General features: G+C 66.2%; 19 protein-coding genes. 6 read left to right on the top strand and 13 right to left on the bottom strand.

Annotation, left to right across the window (positions count from 1 at the left end; genetic code table 11):
* Positions 1-113 precede the first annotated feature (113 nt).
* The 3 genes from AC1DD3_RS07180 to AC1DD3_RS07190 form a co-directional block, all read right to left on the bottom strand.
* Positions 114-923, bottom strand: a complete 810-nt coding sequence (locus AC1DD3_RS07180; protein ID WP_476876892.1) for a hypothetical protein — start codon at positions 921-923, stop codon at positions 114-116.
* Positions 924-1,146: 223 nt separating this feature from the next.
* Positions 1,147-1,323, bottom strand: a complete 177-nt coding sequence (locus AC1DD3_RS07185) for a CsbD family protein (protein WP_476876891.1) — start codon at positions 1,321-1,323, stop codon at positions 1,147-1,149.
* A gap of 233 nt (positions 1,324-1,556) precedes the next feature.
* On the bottom strand, positions 1,557-6,254 hold the full coding sequence (locus AC1DD3_RS07190) for a beta strand repeat-containing protein (protein WP_476881327.1): 4,698 nt from the start codon (positions 6,252-6,254) through the stop codon (positions 1,557-1,559).
* 232 nt (positions 6,255-6,486) lie between these two features.
* Here AC1DD3_RS07190 and AC1DD3_RS07195 point away from each other — a divergent pair, with 232 nt between their 5' ends.
* Both AC1DD3_RS07195 and AC1DD3_RS07200 read left to right on the top strand, forming a co-directional pair.
* Complete coding sequence (locus AC1DD3_RS07195) at positions 6,487-8,385, top strand: O-antigen ligase family protein (RefSeq protein WP_476881328.1); 1,899 nt, start codon at positions 6,487-6,489, stop codon at positions 8,383-8,385.
* A 126-nt stretch (positions 8,386-8,511) separates the two neighbouring features.
* On the top strand, positions 8,512-9,072 hold the full coding sequence (locus tag AC1DD3_RS07200; RefSeq protein WP_476881329.1) for a hypothetical protein: 561 nt from the start codon (positions 8,512-8,514) through the stop codon (positions 9,070-9,072).
* 6 nt (positions 9,073-9,078) lie between these two features.
* On the opposite strand, the gene AC1DD3_RS07205 is transcribed toward AC1DD3_RS07200, so the two are convergent.
* Entirely contained in the window at positions 9,079-9,771 is a 693-nt protein-coding gene (locus tag AC1DD3_RS07205) for a potassium channel family protein (protein ID WP_230118951.1), read from the bottom strand.
* Complete coding sequence (locus AC1DD3_RS07210) at positions 9,764-11,194, bottom strand: TrkH family potassium uptake protein (protein ID WP_476881330.1); 1,431 nt, start codon at positions 11,192-11,194, stop codon at positions 9,764-9,766. The genes AC1DD3_RS07205 and AC1DD3_RS07210 overlap by 8 nt, the downstream gene beginning before the upstream one ends.
* A gap of 354 nt (positions 11,195-11,548) precedes the next feature.
* Here AC1DD3_RS07210 and AC1DD3_RS07215 point away from each other — a divergent pair, with 354 nt between their 5' ends.
* The gene (locus tag AC1DD3_RS07215; RefSeq protein WP_476881331.1) at positions 11,549-13,531 is read left to right on the top strand and encodes an APC family permease; all 1,983 of its coding nucleotides are present in this window, start codon (positions 11,549-11,551) and stop codon (positions 13,529-13,531) included.
* A 342-nt stretch (positions 13,532-13,873) separates the two neighbouring features.
* Positions 13,874-14,722 carry a phosphatidylinositol-specific phospholipase C/glycerophosphodiester phosphodiesterase family protein gene (locus AC1DD3_RS07220; protein WP_230118954.1) on the top strand — a complete coding sequence of 283 codons (849 nt, stop codon included), beginning with the start codon at positions 13,874-13,876 and terminating at the stop codon, positions 14,720-14,722.
* Positions 14,723-14,964: 242 nt separating this feature from the next.
* Here AC1DD3_RS07220 and AC1DD3_RS07225 read toward each other — a convergent pair whose 3' ends face one another.
* The 4 genes from AC1DD3_RS07225 to glgX all read right to left on the bottom strand — a co-directional run bounded on the left by AC1DD3_RS07225 (position 14,965) and on the right by glgX (position 19,505).
* Positions 14,965-15,651 (bottom strand): class F sortase, encoded by a 687-nt coding sequence (locus tag AC1DD3_RS07225; RefSeq protein WP_476881332.1) that lies wholly within the window; start codon positions 15,649-15,651, stop codon positions 14,965-14,967.
* 21 nt (positions 15,652-15,672) lie between these two features.
* Positions 15,673-16,566 (bottom strand): hypothetical protein, encoded by an 894-nt coding sequence (locus tag AC1DD3_RS07230; protein WP_476881333.1) that lies wholly within the window; start codon positions 16,564-16,566, stop codon positions 15,673-15,675.
* A gap of 276 nt (positions 16,567-16,842) precedes the next feature.
* A complete protein-coding gene (locus AC1DD3_RS07235) occupies positions 16,843-17,076 on the bottom strand; it encodes a hypothetical protein (RefSeq protein WP_230118957.1) in 234 nt (77 codons plus the stop codon).
* Between the two features lie 185 nt (positions 17,077-17,261).
* On the bottom strand, positions 17,262-19,505 hold the full coding sequence (gene glgX, locus AC1DD3_RS07240; protein ID WP_476881334.1) for a glycogen debranching protein GlgX: 2,244 nt from the start codon (positions 19,503-19,505) through the stop codon (positions 17,262-17,264).
* A 190-nt stretch (positions 19,506-19,695) separates the two neighbouring features.
* Here glgX and AC1DD3_RS07245 point away from each other — a divergent pair, with 190 nt between their 5' ends.
* On the top strand, positions 19,696-20,910 hold the full coding sequence (locus tag AC1DD3_RS07245) for an MFS transporter (protein ID WP_476881335.1): 1,215 nt from the start codon (positions 19,696-19,698) through the stop codon (positions 20,908-20,910).
* Positions 20,911-20,941: 31 nt separating this feature from the next.
* Here AC1DD3_RS07245 and AC1DD3_RS07250 read toward each other — a convergent pair whose 3' ends face one another.
* The 4 genes from AC1DD3_RS07250 to AC1DD3_RS07265 all read right to left on the bottom strand — a co-directional run bounded on the left by AC1DD3_RS07250 (position 20,942) and on the right by AC1DD3_RS07265 (position 24,716).
* Positions 20,942-21,463, bottom strand: coding sequence for a dihydrofolate reductase family protein (locus AC1DD3_RS07250; RefSeq protein ID WP_476881355.1), 522 nt, complete (start codon positions 21,461-21,463; stop codon positions 20,942-20,944).
* A gap of 113 nt (positions 21,464-21,576) precedes the next feature.
* Positions 21,577-22,770 (bottom strand): aminotransferase class I/II-fold pyridoxal phosphate-dependent enzyme, encoded by a 1,194-nt coding sequence (locus tag AC1DD3_RS07255; protein ID WP_476881336.1) that lies wholly within the window; start codon positions 22,768-22,770, stop codon positions 21,577-21,579.
* A complete protein-coding gene (locus AC1DD3_RS07260; protein WP_476881337.1) occupies positions 22,767-23,630 on the bottom strand; it encodes a class I SAM-dependent methyltransferase in 864 nt (287 codons plus the stop codon). The genes AC1DD3_RS07255 and AC1DD3_RS07260 overlap by 4 nt, the downstream gene beginning before the upstream one ends.
* Positions 23,631-23,789: 159 nt before the next feature.
* The gene (locus AC1DD3_RS07265) at positions 23,790-24,716 is read right to left on the bottom strand and encodes a D-glucuronyl C5-epimerase family protein (protein WP_230118963.1); all 927 of its coding nucleotides are present in this window, start codon (positions 24,714-24,716) and stop codon (positions 23,790-23,792) included.
* Between the two features lie 329 nt (positions 24,717-25,045).
* On the opposite strand from AC1DD3_RS07265, the gene AC1DD3_RS07270 reads away from it, so the two are divergent.
* Positions 25,046-25,588 (top strand): DoxX family membrane protein, encoded by a 543-nt coding sequence (locus tag AC1DD3_RS07270; RefSeq protein WP_476881338.1) that lies wholly within the window; start codon positions 25,046-25,048, stop codon positions 25,586-25,588.
* Positions 25,589-25,670 lie beyond the last annotated feature (82 nt).

Raw genomic sequence — 25,670 nt, forward strand, 5'->3', positions numbered from 1 at the left:
CGGGAACCTGCAGGAGCCGGTGGCACGGGCAGAGTGTCGGCTGCTGCGGAAGCGTCGGGCCCGCAGCAGCCGGCACTCACGCCCGTGTTGATGCCGGCGTGGCCAGTCCTGGCTTAGGCTGCCTGTGCGGCCTTGCGGCGACGGATCACGTAGGTGCCGCCGGCCGCGGCGGCGAGAACGAGGCCGCCGCCCAGGGCGAGGGTCCCGGCGTCGGTACCGGCTGCGGTACCGGCGGTCTGCTGGGCGACGCCGGTGTCAGCGCCGCCGACCGGCATGTTCATCTGGCCCATGGCCAGCGTGCCGCACAGTGCCGGCGACGTCGCGGCGAGCGGCAGGGACGGGACGAGGTCGCTCTTGGCTGCCTGGCCGGCCGCGCTCAGCGTGGCGGGGTCCAGGCCGTGGACTACCACCACGGCGGTGCCGGAATCGAGCGCAGCCTTGGTTTCGGCGTTGAGGTCGAAGGTGCGGTCAATGGTGTAGCTGCCGCCCTGGCCGGCGACCTTGAGGTCCAGGCCTGCGGCCGGGCTGGTGTCGCCCTTGGTGGAGAGCGTGGTGCCGATCTTGCCGTAGGACGGTGCGCCTTCGGTGGTGGAGATGACGCCGTCGCCATTGGCATCCGCGGCCGGGCCGGGGCACTGGCCCGCGGCGCCGACGTGGATGTGCTGGACGTGCGGGTATGGCGCGTCCATGAAGGTAGGGGCGAGGCCGGAGACGTTGAGCACGGCGTGGGCCTGGTTGCCGGTGACGTCGACGGTGACGGTGCCAGACGCGGAGCTGCCGTTGAGCTGGCCGAGCGTGGCCTGGTAGGAGTGCGTGGTGCCGGTTTGAGCCGGGGCTTCATGGGCCATGGCTGGAGCGCCGGAGAGGGCGAGTGCACCCAGGGCAAGCGTGGGAACTGCCATGAAGCGAAGTGTCTTGTTCATCGGAAAGCATTCTCCTCGTGCAAGTGGTGGTGGTTCTCCCCTGACAGGGACACATGCAGTTCGGAGCGATGGTGGAGCCGGATGGGTGGAAAGGTGATCCGGTGCACTTATGTGGTGGGGAACGCCGTCGCGAGGCGCGCCTGTGGCGAGGTTCGCCGTCCCGGCACACAATGAGACCCCGTCCAGGATCGGCTGAATGGGGCCTCACGTCTCAAGCTGGGACCTAGTGCCGCCTGAAGGCGTCCTTGATCTTTTCGCCCGCCTGCTTGAGGTCGGCGCGGAGATGGTGCCCTCGGCCTTCAGCCCTAAGCCGTTCGTTACCGGTGGTGCGTCCGGCTGCTTCCTTGCTTCTGCCGTGGAGTTTCTCGGCGGCATTGTGGATCTTGTCTCCCAAACCCATCGTGACCTCCTTCTCGAGTGGCCAGTGCGACCCTACTGGCGCGTAGGCCACGTCTATATTTTACGGGCGGACTACCCAGAAAGATCCTGCGCGGGGCGCCAGCTTTCCTGGGGAAGGCGGTTCCACGCCACGGCCGGATTCCCTGTTTAAGCGGCCACGGCCGCCGCAACGCCTGGTGTGTTCAGGTGCTGCGACGGCCGTGGCCTTTATCTGTGCCCGGGTGTGCGGTTTGCCTAGCTCACCGCGGCCGTGGCCGCGGAGGTTTTGGCCGCCGTCGTGTAGCCGGTCTTGGCACCGGTGACCGTGACGGTCAGGGTCTTGCCGCTGACGGCCAATACCGGTTTGTAGGTGCTGCCGGTGGCGCCAGTGATCGCGACCCCGTTCGCATTCCACTGGTATTTCAACGTGACCGGCGCGGGACCCCATACGCCGGGCGTTGCCGTCAGGATGGACCCGACCTTGGCCGTGCCTGTGATCGTGGGCACCGGTGCGGTCAGGGTTCCCGGTGCCACCTTTGCCGTGATCGCGGAGGTCTTGGCCGCCGCGGTGTAGCCGGCCTTGGAGCCGGTGACGGTGACGGTCAGGGTCTTGCCCAGCACGGTGGTTGCCGGTTTGTAGGTGCCGGCGGTGGCGCCGGTGATGGCGATGCCGTTGGCCTTCCACTGGTACTTCAAGGTGACCGGTGCCGGTCCCCAGGTGCCTGTTGCGGTGAGGGTGGAGCCGACCTTGGCCGCGCCGGTGATGACCGGTAGGGGCGCGGTCAGCGTTCCGGCGGCGACCTTTGCTGTGATCGCCGAGGTCTTGGCCAGGGAGGTGTAGCCGGCCTTGCTCCCGGTGACCGTGACGGTCAGCGCCTTGCCTATCACTGCAGCGGCCGGCTTGTAGGTGCTTGCGGTGGCGCCGGTGATGGCGATGCCGTTGGCCTTCCACTGGTACTTCAGCGTGACCGGTGCCGGACCCCACACGCCCGTTGCGGTCAGGGTGGACCCGACCTTGGCGGTGCCCGTGATCTTCGGTGCGGGCACGGTCAGCGTCCCGGCCGCGACCTTGGCCGTTGCCGTGCTCGCTTTGGCCGCGGTGGTGTAGCCGGCCTTGGACCCGGTGACGGTAACGGTGACGGTCTTGCCCAGGTCCGTTGCCGTGGGCTTGTAGGTGCCTGCGGTGGCGCCGGTGATGGCGACGCCGTTTGCCTTCCACTGGTACTTCAGCGTGACCGGTGCGGGACCCCAGGTGCCCGGGGTTGCGGTCAGGGTGGAGCCCACCTTGGCCGTGCCGGTGACCTTCGGGACCGGTGCGGTCAGGACCGGGTTGAGGGCCATGACAGTACCTGTTGCCACTGAGGTCTTGGCCGCGGTGGTGTACCCGGTCTTGGTCCCCGTGACGGTGACAGTGATGGTCTTGCCAACATCCGCCGTCGTGAGTTTGTAGGTGCTGGCGGTGGCGCCGGCGATGGCGAGCCCGCTGGCAGTCCCGTTGGCTTTCCACTGGTAGGTCAGCGCGACCGGTGACGGTCCCCACGAGCCGGGGGCCGCGGTCAGGGTGGACCCGGCCTTTGCTGTGCCCGTGACGGTGGGCACCGGTGCGGTCAGCGGCTGGTTCGCGGCCGCGTACGACAGGTCGTGCGTGGTGGCGCTGCCACCGACAACGGCTACGGGAGTGGCCGTTGCTTCGGTGGTCGCGTTGCCCGAGTAGAGGTCACCGGCAGCCAGGCCGCCATGCACGCGGATAACGTACTTGCCCGTCGTGAGACCGCTGATGCTGTACTTTCCCGCTGCTGTGGTGCTGCCGTCCCGGGTCACCAGCGAGCCGTCCGGTGTGTAGGCCTGGACGAACGCGTTGACCACTGGCTGCCCGGCCTTGTCCAGGACGGTTCCGGTGACGGACCCGCCTGCTGTCAGGGCGGCATCGATGTTCTGCACGGCCTGGCCCGTGGTCACCGGGATGGCTTGGGCCTGAGAAGCGCCGGCCGACTCGGGCTTGTTCTGGTAGAACTGCGCTTCTTCCTGTGAATAGCCGCTGGAGCGGTTAAAGGCCACCTTGTAGGAACCGGCCGCGAGGCCGACCACGCTGTAGTTGCCCGTGGCGTCCGTGTAGCCGTTCTTGACGGTCTTGCCGGCAGGGTCGAGCACGGAGAGCGGGTAGCCATTCGTGCCGGTGCCGGTGATCTTGCCCTTGATGGACGCGCCGGTTGTCACCGTCATATCGACGCCCGGCATGGTCTGCTCGACGGCGATAGTCAGCGCCTTCGCGGTGGCGGCGCTGGTGCCGCCGTACCAAAGGTCTTCAGCCCCGCTTTGGCCGCCGGAAAAATGCAGCTTGTAGGTGCCGGCATCCAGTCCGATAACGGAGTATGTGCCGTCCGGACTCACGTAGCCGGGGCTGGAGGATCCGTCGATGACGCCGGTCTTGGTGGCGTATACCTGCGCCGCGTTGAGGTTCGTTCCCGCCGGAGCGGTGATCTTGCCGCTGATCACGCCGCCCTTGACCAAAGTGGTGTCGGCCACCGCCAGGGTCTGGCCCTCGGTCACTGTTACGGGCGTTGCCGCGGCCATGCTGGACGCCTTGTTGTACCACTGCGGCAGCGTTCCGGAGCCGTAGGAGCTGAACTGGATTTTGTAGCTGCCCGGCCTCAGCCCGCGGATGGAGTACGTGCCGTCGAAATTCGAGTAGGTGGAGCCGGCCATGGCGTTGTCGCTGGTGTTGAAGGCAGTGACGGAGACGTTCGAGGAGTAGTCGGCTGCCGGCAGCGTGACTTTGCCGCTGATGGTGGCACCCTTGGCAAGGGTGGCGTCAATTGCCGCGCGGTCCTGGCCCGCGGTGAGCGTGATCGGCGTGGCCTCCGCCTGGGTCTGGACGTTGTTGTACCACTCGTCCAGGGCCCCGGAGTTGTAGTTTGAGAAGTTGACTTTGTAGGTTCCCGCGAGAAGTCCCTTGACGGCGAAAGTACCGTCTGCGTTTACGCGCCCGTAGCTGCCGTAGGCGCTTCCCTCAGCGGTGGCCGACACGTTGACCATCGACAGGTCGACGCCGGCAGGAGACGTGAGCTTGCCGCTGATGGACGCGCCCTTGATCAGGGTGGCGTTGATGCCCGTGAGATCCTGGCCGGCCGTGACGGGCAGTGCCGTGGCCGTATCAATGGTGGTGCCGTTCGCGTACCACTGGTTCAGGGCCCCAGAGTCATACCCCGAAAACTGGACCTTGTAGTTTCCGGCGCGGAGGCCGGTGACCTTGAATCCGCCGTCGGCCTGCACCTGGACACTGATCGGATACGCCCTGAAGTTGTCAGCGTTGTAGACGGAGGCTTCTACCCGGGCCAGATCGACTCCGGCAGGAGCTGTGACCTTGCCGCTGATTGATGCGCCCTTGATAAGGACCGTGTCATCGAGAGCCAGTTGCTGGCTGGCCGTGACGGGGACGGGCGTCGACTCGGTGAACGTCAATGCGCCGCCGTACCACTGCTCGAGTGCCCCCGAGGTTCCTGCGCTGAACTGGACCCTGTAGGACCCGGCTGCAAGGCCGGCGAAGTTGTAGGAGCCGTCGGCCGTGACCTGCACGGATCCCGCGTAGGAGTAGCTGTCCGACGTGAAGAGATAGGCCTGCACTGCGGACAGGTTGACGCCGGCAGGGGCCGTGACCTTGCCGGAAATTGACGCGCCCTTGACCAGAGTGGCATTGATGCCGCCATGGTCCTGGCCCTCTGTGAGAGTGAGGGGGGTTGCGGTTTCGAAGGTTGACGCTCCCGCATACCACTGCTGCAGCGTGGCGGTGTTGTAGCCGGCGAACTGCACTTTATAGCTGCCTGACGGGAGACCGGCCACCTTGTACGTGCCGTCGTCGTTGACCGAGGAGGAAGCCACGTAGTTGGGGTTCGTTCCGCCGGCCTGGTAGACCGTGGCCTGAATTGAGCTGACGTCGACGCCGGCAGGGGCGGTGACTGTTCCGCTGACGGACGCGCCCATGACCAGGGCCGCGTCGATCCCGGTACGGTCCTGGCCCGCGGCGAGTGTCACGGGCGTGGCCGTCGCTTCGGAGGAGGCGCCGGCGTACCACTGCTGCAGAAGGCTGCTGTTGTACCCCGAGAACCGGACCTTGTAGCTGCCTGCCGGCAGGCCGTTGACCTTGTACGTGCCGTCGTCGTTGATCTGGGAGGATCCCGCGTAGCCTCCGCTTGCCGAGGTGACGTCGGCCTGCAAGGAGCCAGCCTCCGCACCGGCAGGAACCGTAACTTTGCCGCTGATGGAGGCGCCCATGACGAGCGTCGCGTTGATTCCGCTAAGATCCTGACCTGCGGTGAGCGCCACCGGCGTGGCGGTCTCGGAGGACGACGCTCCCGAATGCCACTGGGTAATGACGCCCGAGTTGTTTCCGGAGAACTGGATTTTGTAGCTGCCTGCCGGTATGCCGCGGACCGTGTAGCTGCCGTCCTGGCCAACCTGTCCGTAACCGGAATACCAGTCGGCGCCAGTGCTGCTGACTGAAACGCCGACAGAGCTGGGGTCGATGCCAGCGGGGACGGTGACGCGGCCGCTGATGGAGGCGCCCTTGACGAGGGTTGCGTTGATGCCGGGCAGGCTTTGGCCGGCCGTGAGGGTGACGGGTGTGGCTGACTGGAAGGACGTTGCGCCTGAGTACCATTGGCCCATTGCTCCGGAGTCACCACCGAATTGGACCTTGTAGGACCCTGCCGGAAGGCCGCTGACCGTATAGCTGCCGTCCGCGGCGACCTGTCCGTAACCGGAATACCAGTCCATGCCGGTGCTGCTGACCGAAACGCCGACGGAGGTGAGCACCACTCCTGCAGGTGCCGTCACTTTTCCGCTGATGGATGCATCTGACAGGTCGGCTGCGTTGGCAGGCGTTATGCCGAGCAGCACCAGCGCTGACAGAACCGATAATAAAACGGCGATCCGAAAACGGAATCGCCTGCTCAAAGCGAGCATTTTTACCCCCCATGGGTCATGCAGCGGCTGGGCCGCATCATTTAATTGTCAAAGAACGCTTCAGTGTAACCGCCAAAAAGGAATTCAAAGCAGTGTTTCCCAAAACCAGCTCTGTATGTCCAAATGAGTTAGTAACCATGTCTTCCTGCCCGGTTTAAATGGACCTGGGTCAGGAGACGACCGTTATATTGGAGTCCTCTCCCTGAAAGGTCGCCACCCGAGCATGAAGCAAGCGATGACCCGGCTGCCCGGCCTCTGCATCATCCTGATGGCAGGATCAATCCTGGTGTTCCAGCCCGGAGGGCTCTTCAGGTTCGTCTGGATCAAGCTGCTCTTGGTGATCATCGCTGTCCTCGCAGGCCTGCTGTCTCCGCTGCGGGCCCGGATTCCCCTGGCAGTGCAGGCGGCGACGGCCGCGTGCGTGGTATGGATCGGCGTCGCTATTCTCTTGTCTGATACGCCGCTGGCCAGCATGGCCGGACGCTGGCCGCGTTATGAGGGATTGCTGACGCTTGGCGTCTATGTGGCAGTCTTCGCGGTGGGCGCGAAAGTCCTTGGCGGTGAGTCGGCCGTCCGGAGACGCAGGCTCCTCAGTCTCTCCCTAGCCGCCGTCTCCTTGATTCTGTTCGTCATCGCTGTGCTGGAAAGCGCTGGGCTGCGGCCGCTGGGCGGGGCCTCCGACGTGCGGCCGGGCGCAACCTTGGGGAACGCCACTGACCAGGGCCTGGTCGGCTTCGTCATCGCCGGAGTGCTGTCCGCCGGTGCTGGCTCTGAGCGGGGCTGGCAGCTTTGGCTGCGGCGGGCAGGTCTGTTTGCCGCTGCCGGGGTGGCGGTCCTTTCTGGCTCCCGGGCCGCCCTCGCGGGGCTCCTGATCGCGGCGTTGTTTGGCAGCTATATGTGGATGCGGAGCCGGTCCTGGTCGCGGCCAAGTATCGCGGCCGGTGCCGTGCTGGCTGCCGCGGGAGTGGTCATCGGAGTCCTGCTGGTCCCCGCTGCGCGTGACCGCCTGCTGTCGGCAGGAACCGTGGACGGGCGCTGGCTGCTGTGGGACCGGACCTTGGGCCTGATCGGCGCCGATCCGGTCTTTGGTGTTGGGCCCAGCGGCTTTGTCGACGCGCTGCCGGCGTATCTGAACGAGGAGTGGGCGCGATCAGTGGGCGACAGTTTCCCTGCTGATTCGCCCCACAGTTGGCCGCTGCAGGCATTGGCCGCCGGCGGCGTTCCGTTGCTGTTGTTGGTCCTCGTTCTCGGGGCGGTTGCCGTGCTGGCCGTGGCCAGGCGCATGAAGGAAGCCCCGTGCGGTACAGACCGCCGCTACCTTGCTGTGGTGGTGGTGACCGTGGCCGCATACGGTCTGGCGCTGCTGACGCACTTTACGTCGATCGGCACTACGGCTCTGGTGGCCTTCCTGTGCGGCGGGCTGGTGGGGCGCGATGGACCAGGCTTCTCTGTCTTCGGTGCGCGGGCGATGGCCGGCGAGATTCCGGCCAAGCTGACGGCAATGGCAGCGGGCATGTTCCGGCCCGCGGTATTGACGGCGGCCGGCTTGGTTCTCGCCGCGGCGGCCCTGGCCATTGCCGTCCCCGCTACTCTTGCAGAATGGCCGATGGGCGCTGGCGCCAAGGCTGCCGCGGCAGGCGACGTTGCCCTCGCCGAGCAGGAGTTCCAGCAGGCGCATCAACTCAGGCCGTGGGACAGCGACACCGCGCTGCTGGCCGCCCAGGCGTTTGCCGGTCCGGCGACGGCGGGGGACCAGCAGTCGGCCCGGTACGCAGTCGAATGGGGGAGCCTCGCGCGGGAACGTACGCCGCGCTCGCAGGAGGCAGGAACGGCCCTGGCAATCGGATACCTCTACAGCGGGGATCTTGGCGCGGCCAAGAATCTGTTGGACGACCTGGTCCGGGAGGCGCCCTATTCCACAGGGCTCTACGTTCACCGCGGCGTGGCCCGGTTCGGCCTGGGGCAGGCTGCCGGGGGGATAGCGGACCTGGAGCACGCGGCAGCCCTCGATCCTGGGCTGGACACGCCCTGGCGCATCCTCGCCAACATCTATGTGCGGATGGGCAACGCCGAAGCCGCGCAGGCCGCCAGTCAGCATGCAGATACGTTGTCCGGCCGCTAGGCATAATTACCAGCCGTCGATCTCCGGTACATATTGCTCTGTCCAGGGGGAAATTAGTGGTCCGTAAATTGAACTCGCTATAAACATTTCGAAGCGAGTAGTTCTTAAGCTAAGAACTACGCAGGATTGGATCAAGAAAAGCGCAGTTTTTGGAAAATGATCCTTAATTTGATCTTCCGGTGCTATTGTCCGGCCCGCGAAACCTGCGTCGGGTTTGCAAAAGAGTGGTGCGGTTTGATGCCCCACCAGGAAACAGCGCCGACACAGAAGGAGCACCATTTCGAAACCCTGCAGAAAACTTCGTGGTGCAGGCTGGGCATGCAGAACCGGATCGGTGAAAGGAGCCCAGTGATGATGACGGATGAGGACCTTGAGGTGCGTTCGTGCGCGGAGCTTTCGGCGGGGGAGGAGATCGAGGCCTGGCATCGCGGACGACTGGCACACCGGGGGACAGTGGCCAGCACGCTCGAAGAGATCGACCTGATCTGGATCATCGATGCCCGGACCGGTGCGCGCCGGCTGCTGGATCTCGAGCAGCTCAGCGTCAGGCGGATTCCGATGGGAAAGCCAGCCGCCGCCGTCGGGAGTCTCAAGCCGGCCGCCGCCGCAAAACGGAAGCCGTCAGCCGCCCCGAAACCGAAGCCTGCCGCCAGCCTGAGGCAGATCGCCTTCATCGAGGCGGGGTGACGTCCGTCAGGTGAGGTTGCTGAAGCGCTCGGCCTGGGTCTTGCTGCCCTGGACAATGACCTGGTCCTCCTCGTAGAGGACGGTCTGCGCGGTGGTGTGGCCCCAGATGCCGCCTGGGCGCTTGACCGCCACGATGGTGATTCCGTACTTGTCTCGCAGGCCCAGCACGCCAAGCGGGCGGTCGCGTGCCTCGGTCGGCGGGCTGGTGCGGATCATCACGAAGTCGTCCTCGAACTCGACGTAGTCCAGCAGGGAGCCGCGGACCAGGTGGGCCACGCGCTTGCCCATGTCGTGCTCCGGCCGGATCACGTGGTCAACGCCGAGCTGATTCAGGATCTCGGCATGGGGCTCGCTGATGGCCTTGGCCCAGATCTGTGGCTTCTTGAAGGTGAGCAGGCGCGACGTGGTGAGGATGCTGGCCTCGATGTCGCTGCCGATGCCCACCACGGCGCGGTCGAACTCGTGGACGGAGAGTTGGCGCAGCACTTCTTCCCTGGTGGAGTCTGCTCGGACCACGTGCGTCAGCCGCCCGTTGTAGGACTGGACGGTCTCCTCGTTGGAGTCGATGCCGAGCACCTCGGTGCCCTGTGCCTCCAGTTCCAGGGCCAGTGAACCGCCGAAGCGGCCCAGGCCGATCACCACCACGGAGTCTGCCTGGGCAACACTGTTGGCGGAGCGGGAGAAGATGTTCTTAGCCAATGAGGGGCCTTTCCTTGGGGTACTCGTAGAGCGGTTGGCGTTCGCGCAGCGCCAGCGCGGCGCCGAGGGTGACCGGGCCGAGGCGTCCGACGAACATCAGCAGGATCAGGACGAGCTGGCCGGCGGGCGGCATGGCCGCCGTGATCCCGGTGGTGAGCCCCACGGTGGCGAACGCCGAGATGACCTCGAACAGGATCCGTTCCTGCCCGAAGTCCGTGATGAGCATGAGGAACACGGTGGAGCCCACCACCAGTGCCATGGCCAGCAGCACCAGCGTGATGGCCTGGCGGTGAACGGCGCGGGAAAGGCGCTTGCCGAAGATGTTGACGGTGGTTCCGCCCCGCAGTTCGGTGGAGAGGATGAAGAACAGCACGCCGAACGTGGTGATTTTCAGGCCGCCGGCGGTTCCGGCCGGGCCGCCGCCGATGAGCATCAGGATGTCCATCCCTAGCCAGGACACCGGCTGCATCTGGCCGATGTCGATGCTGTTGAACCCCGCCGTGCGTGTCATGACCGACTGGAAGAACCCGGCCAGGACGCGCTCGCCGGGCCGGAGTCCGCCCAGCGTTGCCGGGTTGGACCATTCGACGGCGGTGACGAAGACGGTGCCGGCGACCAGAAGGACGGCCGTGCCCACCAGGACCAGCTTGGTGTTCATGCTCCAGTGGATGGGCCGGCGGTACTGCCGGCGGAGTTCGAACAGCACCGGGAAGCCGAGGCCGCCGATGATCACCGCCGCGGCGATGGGCAGGCAGATCCAAGGGTCACCGGCAAACCCGATGAGCTTATCCGTGTATAGGGCGAATCCGGCGTTGTTGAACGCGGACACGGAGTGGAAGACGCCGTGCCAGAGCGCGCGGGCGGGGGCGTAGCCGTAGCCGGTCACGAACCGGGCCGCCAGGATCCCGGCGAGCAGGACCTCCACTGTCAGGCTGATCGCCAGGACGCCGAGCAGCACCCGGCGGACATCGCCGAAGCCGGTGGTTTTCGTTTCGGCGGCCGCTGAGAGGCGCGAACGAAAGCCCAGCCTGCGGGCCATGAGCACGCCCAGGAGGGTGCCGAAGGACATCACGCTGAACCCGCCCGCCTGGATCAGGGCCAGGATGACTACCTTGCCGAATCCGGTCCAGTACACCGGGGTGTCAACGGTGATGAGCCCGGTCAGACAGACCGACGACGTGGACGTGAACAGGGCATCCAGGAAGGGCGCAGGCTCGGTGCCGTTCCTGGACATGGGGAGCATCAGCAGGAGAGTCCCCACCGCCACCGCCGCCGCGAATCCGAGGACGATCACCTGCGCCTGATGCTGGGGTGCGAAAACGTCCAGAATGCGGGGGAAAACCTTCGATCCCCCGTACCGGCGGCCACGCTTGGCCCCGCCGGAAGCGGCAGGCCGGGCCTTGGAACCGCGAACGTCGTGCATACGCGTCACGCTACCACCGGAGAATCCGCTGGGGGCCGCTGGGGGACGCCCTGAAGCAGGCGTTAAGAAAGCGTTAAGATCCCGGGTTCAGGCCTGCGCCGGGAAGGTGCCGGTGCTACGCTCCCAAGGTTCATCAGCAAACTTTCTAATTGAATCGAAGGAACCCGTGGCCACCCGAAGCGCGCAAAGCTGTGTCCGGCCATGCTGACAGAGAGCTTCCCCCTGCTCCTGCTGATCCTCGGCTGTGGTGTCACCGGCTACATGATCTACCGGCTTATCAAGGCAACCAAGTAGCCCCCGCCGTCGGCCGTAACGCCGGAACTGAACCGCAGCCCCGAACTCCAGAAAGACATCATGACCGCAGCCGACCAGTATTCGATTCCCGCGAGCGTGCCGAACCCGGAGCCGGCATCCAAGCCTGGCAGCCCGCTGGTCAGGTGGCTGCTGGAGCACAAGGTGCACCAGCCGGTGGGACCCGAATCAGCCGAGGCCGGGGCGCACCAGCAGCCCTGGTGGAAGGTCATGTGCCTGACGGGTGTGGACTACTTCTCCACGCTGTCCTACCTTCCCGGCATCGCGGCCCTCGCCGCCGGTGCGCTGTCTCCCTTGGCGACACTGCTGATTGTGGCCCTGACCCTGCTGGGCATGCTGCCGATGTACCGGCGGGTGGCGCACGAAAGCCCGCACGGCCAGGGTTCGGTGGCCATGCTGGAGAACCTGCTGCCGTTCTGGCGGGGCAAGATCTTCGTGCTGGTCCTGCTCGGGTTCGTGGCGACGTCCTGGATCATCACCATCACCCTGTCCGCCGCCGACGCCACGGTGCACATGCTGGAGAACCCCTACCTTCCGCCGTTCCTGCACGGCCAGGCCGTGTCCATCACGGTGGTGATGCTGCTGATCCTCGGCGGGGTGTTCCTGCTGGGCTTCTCCGAGGCGGTGGCGGTGGCGATTCCGCTGGTGGGGGTCTTCCTGCTGCTGAACGCCGTGATCATCGGGGTGGGACTGTTCGACGCCGTGACACGGCCGGGTGCCCTGTCCGACTGGACCGCTGCAATCACGTCGGCCGGCACTGGCCTGGGCAACATCGCCGGGCCCGCCATTCTGGCGTTCCCGCTACTGGTCCTGGGGCTCTCCGGTTTCGAGACCGGCGTCAGCATGATGCCCCTGGTTGCGGCCTCGGGGGCCACGCCTGAGGACATGCTGCAGGACCGGATCCGGAACACCCGCAAGCTGCTGACCATGGCGGCGCTGATCATGAGCGTGTACCTGATCGGCAGCAGCTTCGTCACCACCGTGCTGATCCCTGCCGACGCGTTCCAGGAGGGCGGCGAAGCCAACGGCCGCGCCCTGGCATATCTGGCGCACGAACTGCTCGGCAACGGCTTCGGCTCCGTCTACGACATCAGCAGCGTCCTCATCCTGTGGTTCGCCGGCGCCTCCGCCATGGCCGGACTGATCAACATCGTTCCGCGGTACCTGCCCTCCTACGGCATGGCCCCGGACTGGACCCGGGCGGTGCGGCCTGTGGTCCTGGTCTACACGGTCATCAGCGTCCTGATCACCATCGCCTTCCGGGCCGACGTCAACGCCCAGGCCGGAGCCTACGCCACCGGGATCCTGGCCATGATGGTCTCCGGGGCCGTGGCGGTCAGCATCTCGGCCTTGCGCCGCAAACGCCGTCTGGCCGCCGTCGGCTTTTCGATTCTGACCCTGGTCCTGCTCTACGCGCTTGTGGAGAACGTGATCAAAAAACCGGACGGCATCGCCATCTCCGGCTTATTCATCCTGGGAATCGTCGTGGTGTCGCTGGTTTCGCGGGTCACCCGGACCACCGAGCTGCGCGTGGACCGGATCGAGTTCGACGACGCTGCGCGCCGGTTCATCAAGGACTCCCTGGACTACGACGGGCAGCTGGACCTCGTTGCCAACAGGCCCGAGGCCCGGGACGCGGCAGAATACTCCGACAAGGAAGCCGCCCAGCGGAAAACCAACCCCGTGCCCGGCTCCAACGATGTGATCTTCCTGGAAATCGAAGTGACCGACCCCTCCGGATTCAGCGAGGTCCTCGAGGTGCGCGGCGTCGAAGTGGGCGGGCACCGTGTTCTCCGCGCGGAAAGCCCGGCCGCGCCCAACGCCATTGCCGCCATCCTCCTCGCCCTGCGGGATGCCACGGGAGTCCGGCCGCACGCGTACTTCGAGTGGGCCGAGGGCAATCCGCTGGCGCACCTCATGAGGTACCTGCTGCTGGGCCGGGGCGACACCGCACCCGTGGTCCGCGAGATCATCCGCGAGAACGAGCCCGACCCCGAACGCCGCCCGGGCATCCACGTGGGCTGACGCCTTTTTTTGGGGACGCTCTCGCAGTTCCTGTCGCTTTTTCCGGGACGCTCTCGCAGGTCCTGTCGGGTTTTTGGCGACGCTCTCGCGGGTCCTGTCGGGTTTTTGGCGACGCTCTCGCAGTTCCTGTCGCTTTTTCCGGGACGCTCTCGCAGGTCCTGTCGGGACGGTTGGGGATCGGCCCGGCACCAACGTGGGCCGACGACATGTCCTGTTCACCGCGGCGACAACATCAGGTGGCCGGACGTTACCTGACGGGCGGCAGGGTGGTGGGGCACGCCGTCGGACCTTCCCTATCCGGAAGGCGGCCGGCGGACCCATCCCGCACTGAAGGAGAACCCTGTGCTGCTCAAAAGCACCCTCGCCGCTCTTGTTGCCCTTACGGCCGTGGCAGGCATCGCCGCCCCATCGTCGGCTGCGCCGCCGCCCGGCGTCGTTTTAGGGCAGCCGCACGCCGCAGCCCACGCGCACAACGACTACGAGCACAGCCGCCCGCTGTTCGACGCGCTCGAACACGGCTTCACCAGCGTGGAAGCCGACGTCTGGCTTGTGGACGGCGAACTGCGGGTTGCCCACGACCTTGCGGACGCCCGCGCCGGCGTGACGCTCGAGAGCCTGTACCTGGATCCGCTGGACGAAGTTGTTCGGCAGGAAGGCCACAGCGTCTACCCCGGCTGGGATGGCAGCCTGCAGTTGCTGATCGACATCAAGAGTGAGGGCGAAGCCACCTACGCGGCGGTGGAGAAGGAACTTTCTCAACATCCTGGGCTCATGACCCGTTATGCCAAGGGCAAGGTCATGACAGGTCCGGTCACCGCCGTCATCAGCGGGAACCGTCCCTTGGCCACTATGACGGCGGCGGACAAGCGCGTCGGATTCTACGACGGCCGCTCCACCGACCTCGCCTCTTGCATGCCGGCCGAGCTGATGCCGCTGGTCAGCGACAACTGGACCAAGCTGTTCAGCTGGCAGGGCGTAGGTCCGATGCCGGAGATCGAGCGGGCCAAGCTGCGTGCCTACGTGAACACCGCCCACTCCAAGGGCTACAAGGTGCGCTTTTGGGCCACACCGGACCAGCCGGGACAGGCCCGCGACGCCGTATGGACTGAGCTGCACAACGCCGGGGTGGACAACATCAACACTGACGACCTCGCCGCGTTGGACATATTCCTCGGGGCGCAGGGGCAGTAGGCACGCTCTCGGACGCCTCGCTCACTTCGCACGGGACGGCTCAACCCTCCGGAACATTTTTCTATGGCGCTGGCCGAGGGGTCCTGCACTTTTCCCGACTAACTGATCGAACCCTCCCGCGTTATATCTGCGGGAGGGTTCGCCGTTTGGTTGCAGGATGTGAGAGAGCGTTGGGGGATTGGCGGTAGGAAGTGAGAGAGGGTTGGGGGTTTGGCGACGGGAAGTGAGAGAGCGTCGGTGGGTCAGCGTGCGGCGGGGGAGGCCGTGACCACCACGTTTTTGCCCCAAGGATCCTCGGTGTAGCAGCTGATCAGGACGATCCTGTTGGGCACGATGTTCCAGATGTCGCTGTCCTTGAGGGTGTCCTTGCGATGTGTGGTGACGGAATCCACCACGTACTTCAGCGTTCCCTTTACGGTGGTCACCGTGATGTTCTTGCCCACCAGGGACTTGTCGCTGAGCCTGTTGAACGGCGCATCCCTGCCGTCCCAGCTGTGCCCGGCGATGTAGGTCGTATTTTTGGAGCCTGCGCCGGGCACGCCGTAGGAGGTCAGCCAGTAGGCGTCCAGCGTGAGGGGCGGGACCAGGGACTGCGAGGACAGCTCGTCCGCGCTCGGCGTCAGCGGCAGGATGCGCACGTCGATGTTCGCTGCCGCGATGGACAGCCGGGTAGGCGCCGCGGCCGCCGGTCCGGCAGTCTTGGCCGCGGGACGGGCAGCAACAGCGGGCCCGCTTGGGGTGGCCGCTGCGCTCGCCGATGAGGGAGCAACGGAAGGAACGACGGCGGAGCTGCCGCCGGCATTTGGCGGGAACAGGAACAGCGCAGCCGCCAGCCCGGCCGCGGCCACGGCGGGCACGGCAAGCCAGCGCCTGCCGACGCGCGGCCGGACGCTGGAGGCGTTCTGTGGCTCCAAGCCTTGCGGGTCCATACTCTGTGACTCCATGCCCGACTAGCTGCGGCCGCGCTCCAGCCGGCGCATCCTCAACGCCACGGCCACGGGAACCGCAGTGCCGGCCGCGAGCAGCCCGGCCAGCAGTGCCAGGTCCGGGTGGGCTCCGGGTTCAGCCTTGGCGGCGGTCTGCACGTTCAGGCCCTTGTTCGTGGCCACCACGGCCGTATTGGCCGTGAGGGCCCCGGCGGGAGCTGCGATGACCGGATTGGTGACTACCGGCGTCGTGCTTCCCGGTGTGGTGACCGGCGGGGCGACCACCGGGTCCACGCCGATGCCATCCGGACCGCAGGCAGCCAGGAAGGCCTCGAAGAGTCCCGTGAGGCCGGCGGCGGAGCCCTCGTCGAGCGAGACCGCGGCCAGCGCCGTTTCGAAGTCTCGCACTGCGGCCTCCAACGCACCCTGCGCTTCACGGATCTCCTGGGTGTCAATCGCGGCGTTGTACGCGTCCTGAAGATCCTGCAGGTCCTGCTCCGCAGCGTCCACCGCGGCTTCTGCTTCGTCGGCGGCGGCTGTTGTCGCTGCGATGGCGGCCGGGTCGCCGGAATCCTCGGCGTTTTCCGCAGCTTCCTCGGCGGCGTCTGCGGCTGCGTGGGCAGCTTCGAGGCGGTCGATGGCGGCACCGACGGCGGCGCTCTCGTCAGCACCGGCGGCTTCCACGAGTGCAGCGTAGGCTGCCTGCGCGGTTGCCGCGGCCTGTGAGGTGGCGTCGATCCGCGCCACAGATGCTTCGGTGATCCCCGCGGCACCGAGCGCGGCCTCGAACTGGGTTGATGCCTGCAGGCATGCGGCGTCCCCTGGCGCGGCGGCGGCCATCGGTGCACCGAGAAGGAGCCCCCCGGCAAGAACTACTGCTGACGAACCAGCGGCGACCCATTTCGATACAGCGGTCATAGGTTGTGCGTCTCCTGAAACACGAAGCGGCCGCCAGGACGGCCCCAGCGGTGTTCAGCGCGCGGTAGAACGGCCCTTGTGGTTTCCTCCGAAGGCACCGGACTATCCAAGCAGGTGAGACGCTCGTACTGCTGATCATCCGGTGTAAGACGGCGAGACCTCAGAGTTACCTGAAAGCCGTCCGAAAGATCGCTGTGAAAGCTAAAAATACAGAGCAAACGGGGATGTGGCAATCATGATGGCGGTCCTTTCTTCGCGCGCCGTCATCGGGCTGCCCTAGGCCCCGGGATCCGCGGACGCCGCCGGCAACCTGATCACCTCGAATGCCAGCGGATCCAGCAGCTTTCGGGTCCCGGTGCGAGACTCGAGGATCCAGAACATGCCCAGGACGGGCACCGTTTCGGTCACCTTGCCGTGGTAATACATGTGGCCGTTGTAGCGGGCCTCAATGAGGTCGCCGGGGGACAGTTCACGGCAGCTGATGACCCTGGGCATTGTTGATTCGTTCATGGCGGGCTCCATCCCCTTGGCGACGCTGGCGCCTCGACCCTTCAGCCCGGGGGTCTACGCCGAACCGGCCTACGCCTATCGGCGCACCTTCAGGATGGAGCCGCCACGTTGCGGCGGCGTTTCGGCCAGGTCATTTCTCCGTGACCTACTTTCACGTACGCCACGGGTACGAACAGGAGTGCCGCCTACACCGTCCCAGCAGCCGCCGCCCCGACCCCCGCCTGCAGAGCCGCCGGGGCCGTCACCGCCGCTGCCTCCGGGTTGTGGTTCTGCGACAGCACGGCCAGCGACGGCGCGATGGACAGGTTCGGCTCGGGCTGGCTCAGGGCGCGGGCGCGGAGCACGGTCATGGATTTCGCGCCCACCTTCAGCACCGAGCCGGCGTCAATGGGTCCGCGGTCCACCCCGGTTCCGGCGGTGTTGATCACCATGTCCCAGGATGTGGCGAACTCTCCTGCCGGGAGCGTGAACTTGATGTCGTCGTCGTGCGCGTTGAAGTAGAGCAGGAAGTTCACGTCAGTGATCCGCCGGCCGCGGTCGTCCTGGCCCTGGATTCCATCGCCGTTGAGGAACACGCCGATGGTGCGGCCGAACCCCCTGCCCCAGTCCTCGGGCACCATTTCCGTGCCGTCCTCGTTCAGCCACACGATGTCCGGCAGCTTCTCGTCCTCGCCGCGGAGCGCCGGCCGGCCGTCGAAGAAGGTGCTGCGCCGGAACGTGGGATGCTCGGCTCGCAGCCGGTTCACCGCCGCCGTGAAGTCCATGAGCGGCTGGTCCAGGGCGTCCCAGTCAATCCAGCTGACCTCCGAATCCTGGCAGTACACGTTGTTGTTGCCCTGCTGCGTGCGGCCCAGCTCGTCGCCGTGCAGGATCATCGGCACGCCCTGCGAGAGCAGCATGGTGGCCACGAAGTTCCGCTGCTGGCGGGCGCGCAGCTTCAGGATCTCCGGATCGTTCGTAGGGCCCTCCGCCCCGCAGTTCCAGGAACGGTTGTGCGATTCGCCGTCCCGGTTGCCCTCCCCGTTGGCCTCGTTGTGCTTCCCGTTGTAGGAAACAAGATCCCGCAGTGTGAAGCCGTCGTGCGCGGTGACGAAGTTGATGGACGCCACCGGCCGCCGCCCGGACCGCTCATACAGGTCCGCCGACCCCGTCAGGCGCGACGCGAACTCGCCCAGCGTGGCCGGTTCGCCCCGCCAGAAGTCCCGCACCGTGTCCCGGTACTTGCCGTTCCACTCCGTCCACTGCGGCGGGAAGTTCCCCACCTGGTACCCGCCGGGCCCCACATCCCACGGCTCGGCGATCAGCTTGACCTGCGACACGATGGGATCCTGCTGCACCAGTTCGAAGAACGTGGAGAGCCGGTCGACGTCGTAGAACTCCCGGGCCAGCGCCGAGGCGAGGTCGAAGCGGAACCCGTCCACGTGCATCTCCGTGACCCAGTACCGCAGCGAATCCATGAGCAGCTGCAGCGAATGCGGGTGCCGCACGTTCAGCGTGTTGCCGGTGCCGGTGTAGTCCATGTAGTGCTGCTGGTCGTTGTCCACCAGCCGGTAATACGCCGCGTTGTCGATGCCCTTAAAGCTCAGGGTGGGCCCCAGATGGTTCCCTTCCGCCGTGTGGTTATAGACGACGTCGAGAATCACCTCGATCCCCGCACGGTGCAGTGAGCGGACCATCGCCTTAAAGTCCTGGACCTGCTGGCCCATCTCACCGATTGAGCTGTACGTGTTCTGCGGCGCGAAGAACCCGATGGTGTTGTAGCCCCAGTAATTGCCCAGGCCCTTCTCCTGCAGCGTGCCGTCGTTGACGAACTGGTGGCACGGCATCAGCTCGATCGCCGTCACGCCCAGCCGCTGCAGGTGCGCAATGACGGCGGGATGCGCGACGGCGGCAAAGGTGCCGCGCTGCTCTTTGGGCACCTCCGGGTGGAGCTGCGTGAGCCCCTTGACGTGGGCCTCGTAGATCACCGAGCGGTGGTACGGGATCTTGGGCGCGCGGTCACCTGCCCAGTCGAAGAACGGGTTGATCACCACGCCCAGCATGGTGTGCCCGGCGGAGTCCTCATCGTTACGGGAGGAAGGGTCGCCGAAGTCGTAGGAGAACATCGACTGGTGCCAGTCCACCTGCCCGGCGATGGCCTTGGCGTACGGGTCCAGGAGCAGCTTGTTCGGGTTGCACCGCTTGCCCCTGGCCGGATCGTAGGGACCGTGCACGCGGTAGCCGTACTTCTGACCGGGCTGGATCTGCGGGAGGTAACAGTGCCAGACGAATCCGTCCACTTCGATGAGGTCCACGCGCGTCTCGGTGCCGTCCTTGGCGATGAGGCACAGCTGGACGGCCGTGGCCGCCTCGCTGAACACCGCGAAATTGGTTCCCGCCCCGTCGAAGGTTGCACCCAGCGGATACGCGTTGCCCGGCCAGACTTCCATGATCACTCCTGCGGCTGTTCAGTTGTTCAGGGGCCGCCATTGGCCACCGTCGTAGGCTAATGCTAAGCAGACTTAGTACGCTCGCCAAGGACTGTCCGATTATGACGAATCCGGAAAGGTGATGCCTGATTCGTCACACCGGGGCCCTGCAGCCCCTTCTCCGCCTCCCGGCTTGCCTAGGATGAAGGGGATGACTCCGCCTGACAGCCCGCCGCCCTTCAGCCTCCGCAGCATCGCTGTCCCGGCGTTCGGCCCGGCGCTCCTGTTCAGTGTTGGCCAGGGTGCGATCCTGCCGGTGGTGGCGCTGTCCGCCCGTGAACTGGGTGCCTCCGTGGCCGTGGCCGCGCTGATCGTGACGCTGATGGGGCTGGGCTCCTGGTTCTTCAACCTGCCCGCGTCCGTCATCACCCTGAAGTTCGGCGAACGCTGGTCCATCGTGGCCGCAGCAGCCGCCGGGGCGCTGGCCCTGCTCGCCGCGGGGCTGTCACTGGTGATTGACGACGGACTCTGGCTGCTCGCAGCGGCGATGGCCGTCGTCGGGATGTCCGCGAGCGTCTTCAGCCTGGCCCGGCAGAAGTACCTCACCGAGGCGGTGCCGCTGGAATTCCGGGCCCGGGCGCTGTCCACACTGGGCGGCGTGAGCCGGATCGGCGTTTTCATCGGGCCGTTCGTGGGAGCGGCCGTGATGCAGTTCGCCGGCATCAGCGGGGCGTACTGGGTGGGCGTGGCCGGCATGGCGGCGGCCGCCGTGCTCGCCGTAACCGTCCGCGACCTGGTGGCACACGCAGGGACGTCCGGTCCTGCCGGCCCGGCGCCAACGCTGCGCGGGGTGGCCGTCTCGCACGCCGGCGTTTTCCTGACAGCCGGCGCCGGCATCCTGCTGCTGTCAGCCCTGCGAGCCTCCCGGCAGGTGGTGATCCCGCTGTGGGCAGACCACCTGGGCCTCGACGCGTCGCAGGCTTCCCTCGTGTACGGGCTTTCCGGGGCGATCGACATGCTGGTGTTTTACCCGGCGGGCAAGGTCATGGACCGGCGCGGCCGCCTCTGGGTGGCGGTCCCGTCCACGCTGGTCATGGGCACGGCGCTGATGCTGATTCCGATGACCGCGGGCTTTCTCGGGCTGCTCCTCGTGGCGCTGCTGATCGGCTTCGGCAACGGGATCAGCTCAGGGCTGGTAATGACGCTGGGCGCCGACTTCTCGCCCGACCGTGGCCGCGGGCAGTTCCTGGGCCTGTGGCGGTTCATCGCCGACGCCGGATCCACCGGCGGCCCGGTGCTGCTGTCAGCCGTGACCGCCGTGGCTTCTCTCGGTGCCGGCGTGACGGCCACCGGGGTACTGGGGTTCGCAGCGGCAGGTGTGTTCGCCGTCGTACTCCCCAAGCTGAAGCACCGGCGGAACTACTAGTTAGTTCGTTGGGGGTACCGACGCACGCAGGTCATGTGTTCGGGTCGGCCGTGGACGTTGCGTAATCCGGGCGCCCGGCAGGCCGATAGGTCTGGATGGTGATCCCCCGGGAAGTGGTCCGCGAGGTGACCAGTTCGAGCGCCATGTCCGGACCGGTATCGGGGAACAGCCGTGTGCCCTGGCCGACGACGACGGGATAGGTGAGCAGGTCGAGCTGGTCCACCAGGTGGTTGGCGAGCAGCCACCGGACGAGGGCACCGCTGCCGGGCACCAGCAGTTCGCCGTCTTGCTGCGCCTTCAGATCAATGACGGCCGTGGCGACGTCGCCGGCCAGGACACTCGTGCCCGCCCACTGCGGATCCGTGAGGGTAGTCGATACCACGTACTTGGGCCGGCTGTTCAGCGCGGCGGCAATCGGGTTCGTGCTCGGATCGACCATCGCGCCCCAGTAGCCGGCGAAGATCTCGTAGGTCCGCCGGCCGAAGAGGAACGCGGCCGCGCCGCCGTAGACCTCGTTGAGATAGTTCCCGGCTTCGGGATCGAGAAGCGGAATGGCCCATCCGCCGCGGTCGAAGCCGCCGCTGCGGTCCTCGTCAGGTCCCGCCCAGCCCCTGCATCACGCCGTCCACCGAGACGTTGGTCGTCGTCGTCAACCTCATGTGGGGGTCACACCCCTTCTCGCTCGATGGCGGCCGCGAAGACCGGGAGGCTGTGCTCCACCATGTCCTCGCTGGCGGTGAGGGACACCCGGAAGAACCCGGGCGTCTCGAACAGGACGCCGGGGAGCACGAAGACGTCGTGCCGGCTCAGCGACTCGGTGAAGGCCTCATCATCCGCGATGGGCGAGTGGACGAACAGGTAGAACGTGCCCTCGGCCGGGCGCAGCCGGTAGCCCATGCTGCCGAGCGCCTCAACCAGCCTGTCCCGCTTCCGCTGCAGCTGCCCGACGTCGATGGAGAACTGTTCCAGCCGGGGGAGTGCGTACTGGAGGACGGCGTTGGGGTAGATCCAGCCCATGGCCAGCTGCAGGGCGCTGATCTCTTCCCGGAGCTCCTTGCGCTCGGGCATGGTGGGCGGCAGGGCCAGGTAGCCGATCCGTTCGCCCGGAGCCAGATGCGTCTTGCCGTACGAATAGGCCAGCAGTGTATGCGGATAGAACTCCGTGGGGCTGTGGAACCGCGTGCCGTCGAAGACGATCCGGTTGTACGGCTCGTCCGAGACCAGATAGATCCGCCGGCCGTTGCGGGCCGAGGCGTCCTCGAGCAAGCGGGCCAGGCGCTGCAGTAGCTCCGGCGCGTAGATCCGGCCGGTGGGGTTGTTCGGCGAATTGATGATGACCACCCGGGTGCGGGCCGTGACGGCAGCCGCGATGGCTTCCAGATCAAGGTCGAACGTCTCCAGGTTGATCCGGACCTTCACGGGAACCAGCCCGGCTTCAACCACGAGCGGCTCGTAGAGAAACCACGGCGGCAGGCTGTAGATCACCTCGTCGCCGGGGTCCGCAAAGGCCTTCAGCGCCAGGGCGATAGCGGTGAACCCGCCGGTGGTGAGATACAGGTCCCGCGGATCAAAGGGCACGTCCAGCAAACGGTGAAGCGATTCCGCGGCGGCGGCCCGTGCTTCCTCCCCGTTGGCTTTGTAGGCAAACCACTGGTCGTTGCGCGGCGTCAGTGCATCCCGCAAGGCGTCCACGTAGGCGTCCTGGGGCATCTGGTGCGGGTTGCCCAGCGTGAAGTCGCAGATGCCGGGGACGTGCTGTCGCCGGGAGTAGGTGGAGTTGCCCATGAAGGACTGGATCCGTTGAAGCGACGGGATGGACGCCAAGGCCTTCGCCCGGCGGGAAGCTGGCAGACCGGTCATTGCCCGGCCTCCCTCGCCGTCTTCTTCCTGGCGGTGAACAGCAGGTACTCCCAGTCCATCTGGTAGGCCGCATCGGCGTGGGCGTCGCTGAAGTCCTCGGCGAGCTGCGTGAGTGCCTCGTCCAGGGCCTTCACCTTGCCTTCGTCACCGGCAAGGGATTTGTACACCGAGATGGTGGGGCCGTAGTGGGACTTGAAGTAGTGCAGGAAGTCCTCGGGCTCGTGGAAGCTGGCGATGGTGACGTGCTGCCGACGGGCCTGGACGTCGATGACGCTGTCACCGAGCAGCTCCCGCACATGCTCCTCGCTGCCCCACAGCGGGGGCGGCTGGGCGCCGCGCGGAGGCGGCGGAGCGAACGGCTTCATGGCGGCAATCATCTGCCCGATGAACCCCTCGGGCGTCCAGCTCAGCAGCCCAATCGTGCCGCCCGGCCGGCACACCCGCACCAGCTCGTCGGCGCCCGCCTGGTGGTGCGGGGCGAACATGACGCCTAGGCAGGACATCACGACGTCGAACCCGCCGTCCGGAAACGGGAGGGACTCGGCGTCCCCTTCCACCCAGTCCAGCTCCACGCCGCGATCGGCAGCCTGGCGCCGGCCGGCGTCGAGCATCTCCGGCGTGAGGTCGATGGCCACCACCACGGCACCCATCACGGCAGCGGGAATGGCCGCATTGCCGGCGCCGGCCCCGACGTCCAGGACCCGCTGGCGGGGCTTGACCCCGCACGCCTCCACCAGGATGGCGCCGAGGTCCGGGATGAGCTCGGTGGCAAGGGCGGGATAGTCGCCCTGCGCCCACATGGCCCGGCGCTTCTCCTTCAGGGCGCGGTCAGCCCCGGCCGAAACGTGGTGCTTCTTCATGTCGGCGCCCCTCTGCTGGTGCAGGATCGGTGGCAGCGCGCTGGAGAGCCAGTGGAGGCTGTGGTGGGCTATATTGTGGGCTTCGACCAAGGGGTTGTAAAGGAGAATTCGCAACCGGGCTGCCAAGTTGGGTGGGGCGGGCCGCCCAGCCGAGGCCGCTTAACCCGCGTAGTCCGCTTTCAGCAGGGCTGACTGGTTCGCAAAGATGGGGTCGCCGGTCTGGCGGCCAAGGATGGCCAGCTGGCTGATCACACCCTTGTGATAGGACGCCGGGGTCCGCCACACGTACTGGCCGAAGGCACTGGCCGCGTACCACGAGATGCTGCCGGGGCGCCGGTAGACATTGAAGTGGTCCCGGATGGCTGTTGCTGCGGTGTTGAACATGAACTGGGCGGTGGGATTCTTCGTGAGGCGGTAATAGTCGTAGGCTCCCCAGGCCGCGTAAATGTGCCCATTGACCACGTGTGCGGAGGGAATGTCCTTGCCTACATATTCCTCGAACCACATGTATATTTTGCTGCCCTCAAGGACCTGGTCCTGGAACCACGGCTGGCCGTTCCGTTTCGGCACCTGATAGGACTTGAAAACGCGGTCGGCATTGGTTTTCCAATAGGTGTTTCCGGTGGTCTCATAAAGATTTACGAGCGTTGAGAGCATCATTCCCTGGGCCATTCCCGAGTACCACGGACGGCCCATGTCGATCTTGTTTCCCGGGGTGTGCCGGAAGTTGTAGGGAAACCACGTGGCCCCGCTTGCATCCGAGAACGAACCCGACAGGATGTACCGGGTGGTGGCCTCGGCACGCCGCAGATACTCCCGGTTCTTGGTCACGCGGTACGAAGAGAGCATCTGGTTGATGAACCAGGCGCTGTTGACCGGGTGATACACCACCACGTTGTTGATCTTGACCTGCACCACGCCCTGGCTATTCACCGTGCCCCACGTTGTGGCGGTTAAAGGGACCACGGAGCTGCCGATGTACGGCGATCCGAGTGCCGTGTTTATGGTGTAGCCGGCATTTGCATGAGTGAGCTTGACCGGCGCGGCCTGGGATGACACCCCGGCTGCCAAGAGAATTGCTGCCACCGCAATAAGAGCCGTTAAGGAACGTGAAACACCACGGAAGCGCAATGAATTTCCCCCATTATTCAAGTCAAGATGCGCCAATGCTACAAGGTTAATTCCGCAATTCGGAAACGGCTTCCCGGGACGCGTACGGGGTTCCCTTCCGACGGCGGTGCGTCCCGCCGTCGGGCTTTCCCGGAAGCCTCCGGTTCCCCGTTGCCCGCACGGCGGGGGGCCTCACATGCCGGCTGACCGCCCAAGTTTTCCCCAAGCGGGCGCCCGCACACTTCAAACACACTTCGCTGGGGACTGCCGGGCACCGCGTCCGGCTGAGTGAGGAAGGAGCTCCGATGTTTTATGAAAGCAGCACCAGACGCCGCTCGGCAATGCAGCCCGGCGGCATGGCGGCACCACGCGGCCCGGGACTCGCGGCCAAGGCACAAAAGTGGGAGACGGCGGCTTGCCAGGCACTCAGACCGGTGGCGCTGCGCCTCCTGCGGGTAGTGCTCGGCGTGGTCTTCATTTGGTTCGGCGCACTAAAGATCACCGGCAACTCACCGGTGGCCGGACTGGTCGCCAAAACTTTGCCGTTCGGCAACGACCAGTTGGTTGTGACCGTGCTGGGAACAGGGGAGGCGCTGCTCGGAGCCATGCTCATGGCCGGGGTCTTTGTTCGCCTGACACTGCTGGTCATGGCCCTGCACCTGGCCGGAACGTTCGCGACATTTGTCATGGTCCCCGACGCCATGTTCAGCCAGGGCGACCCCCTGATGCTGACCGCCAGCGGCGAGTTTGTGATGAAGAATGCCGTTCTCATCTCGGCGGCCCTGGTTCTTCTCGCCCATACCGGCCGGGCTGGCTCTTCCCCTGAGACCGTCCCCGCGCCTAACTGACAGTGGCAGCACGCGCCGTTTTCAGCGGCGAGAACGGCGCGAGCTGCCACTTACGCGGGACTGCCCCTTAACCGGACTGCCA

Source organism: Arthrobacter sp. 05T444 (genome assembly GCF_056395905.1).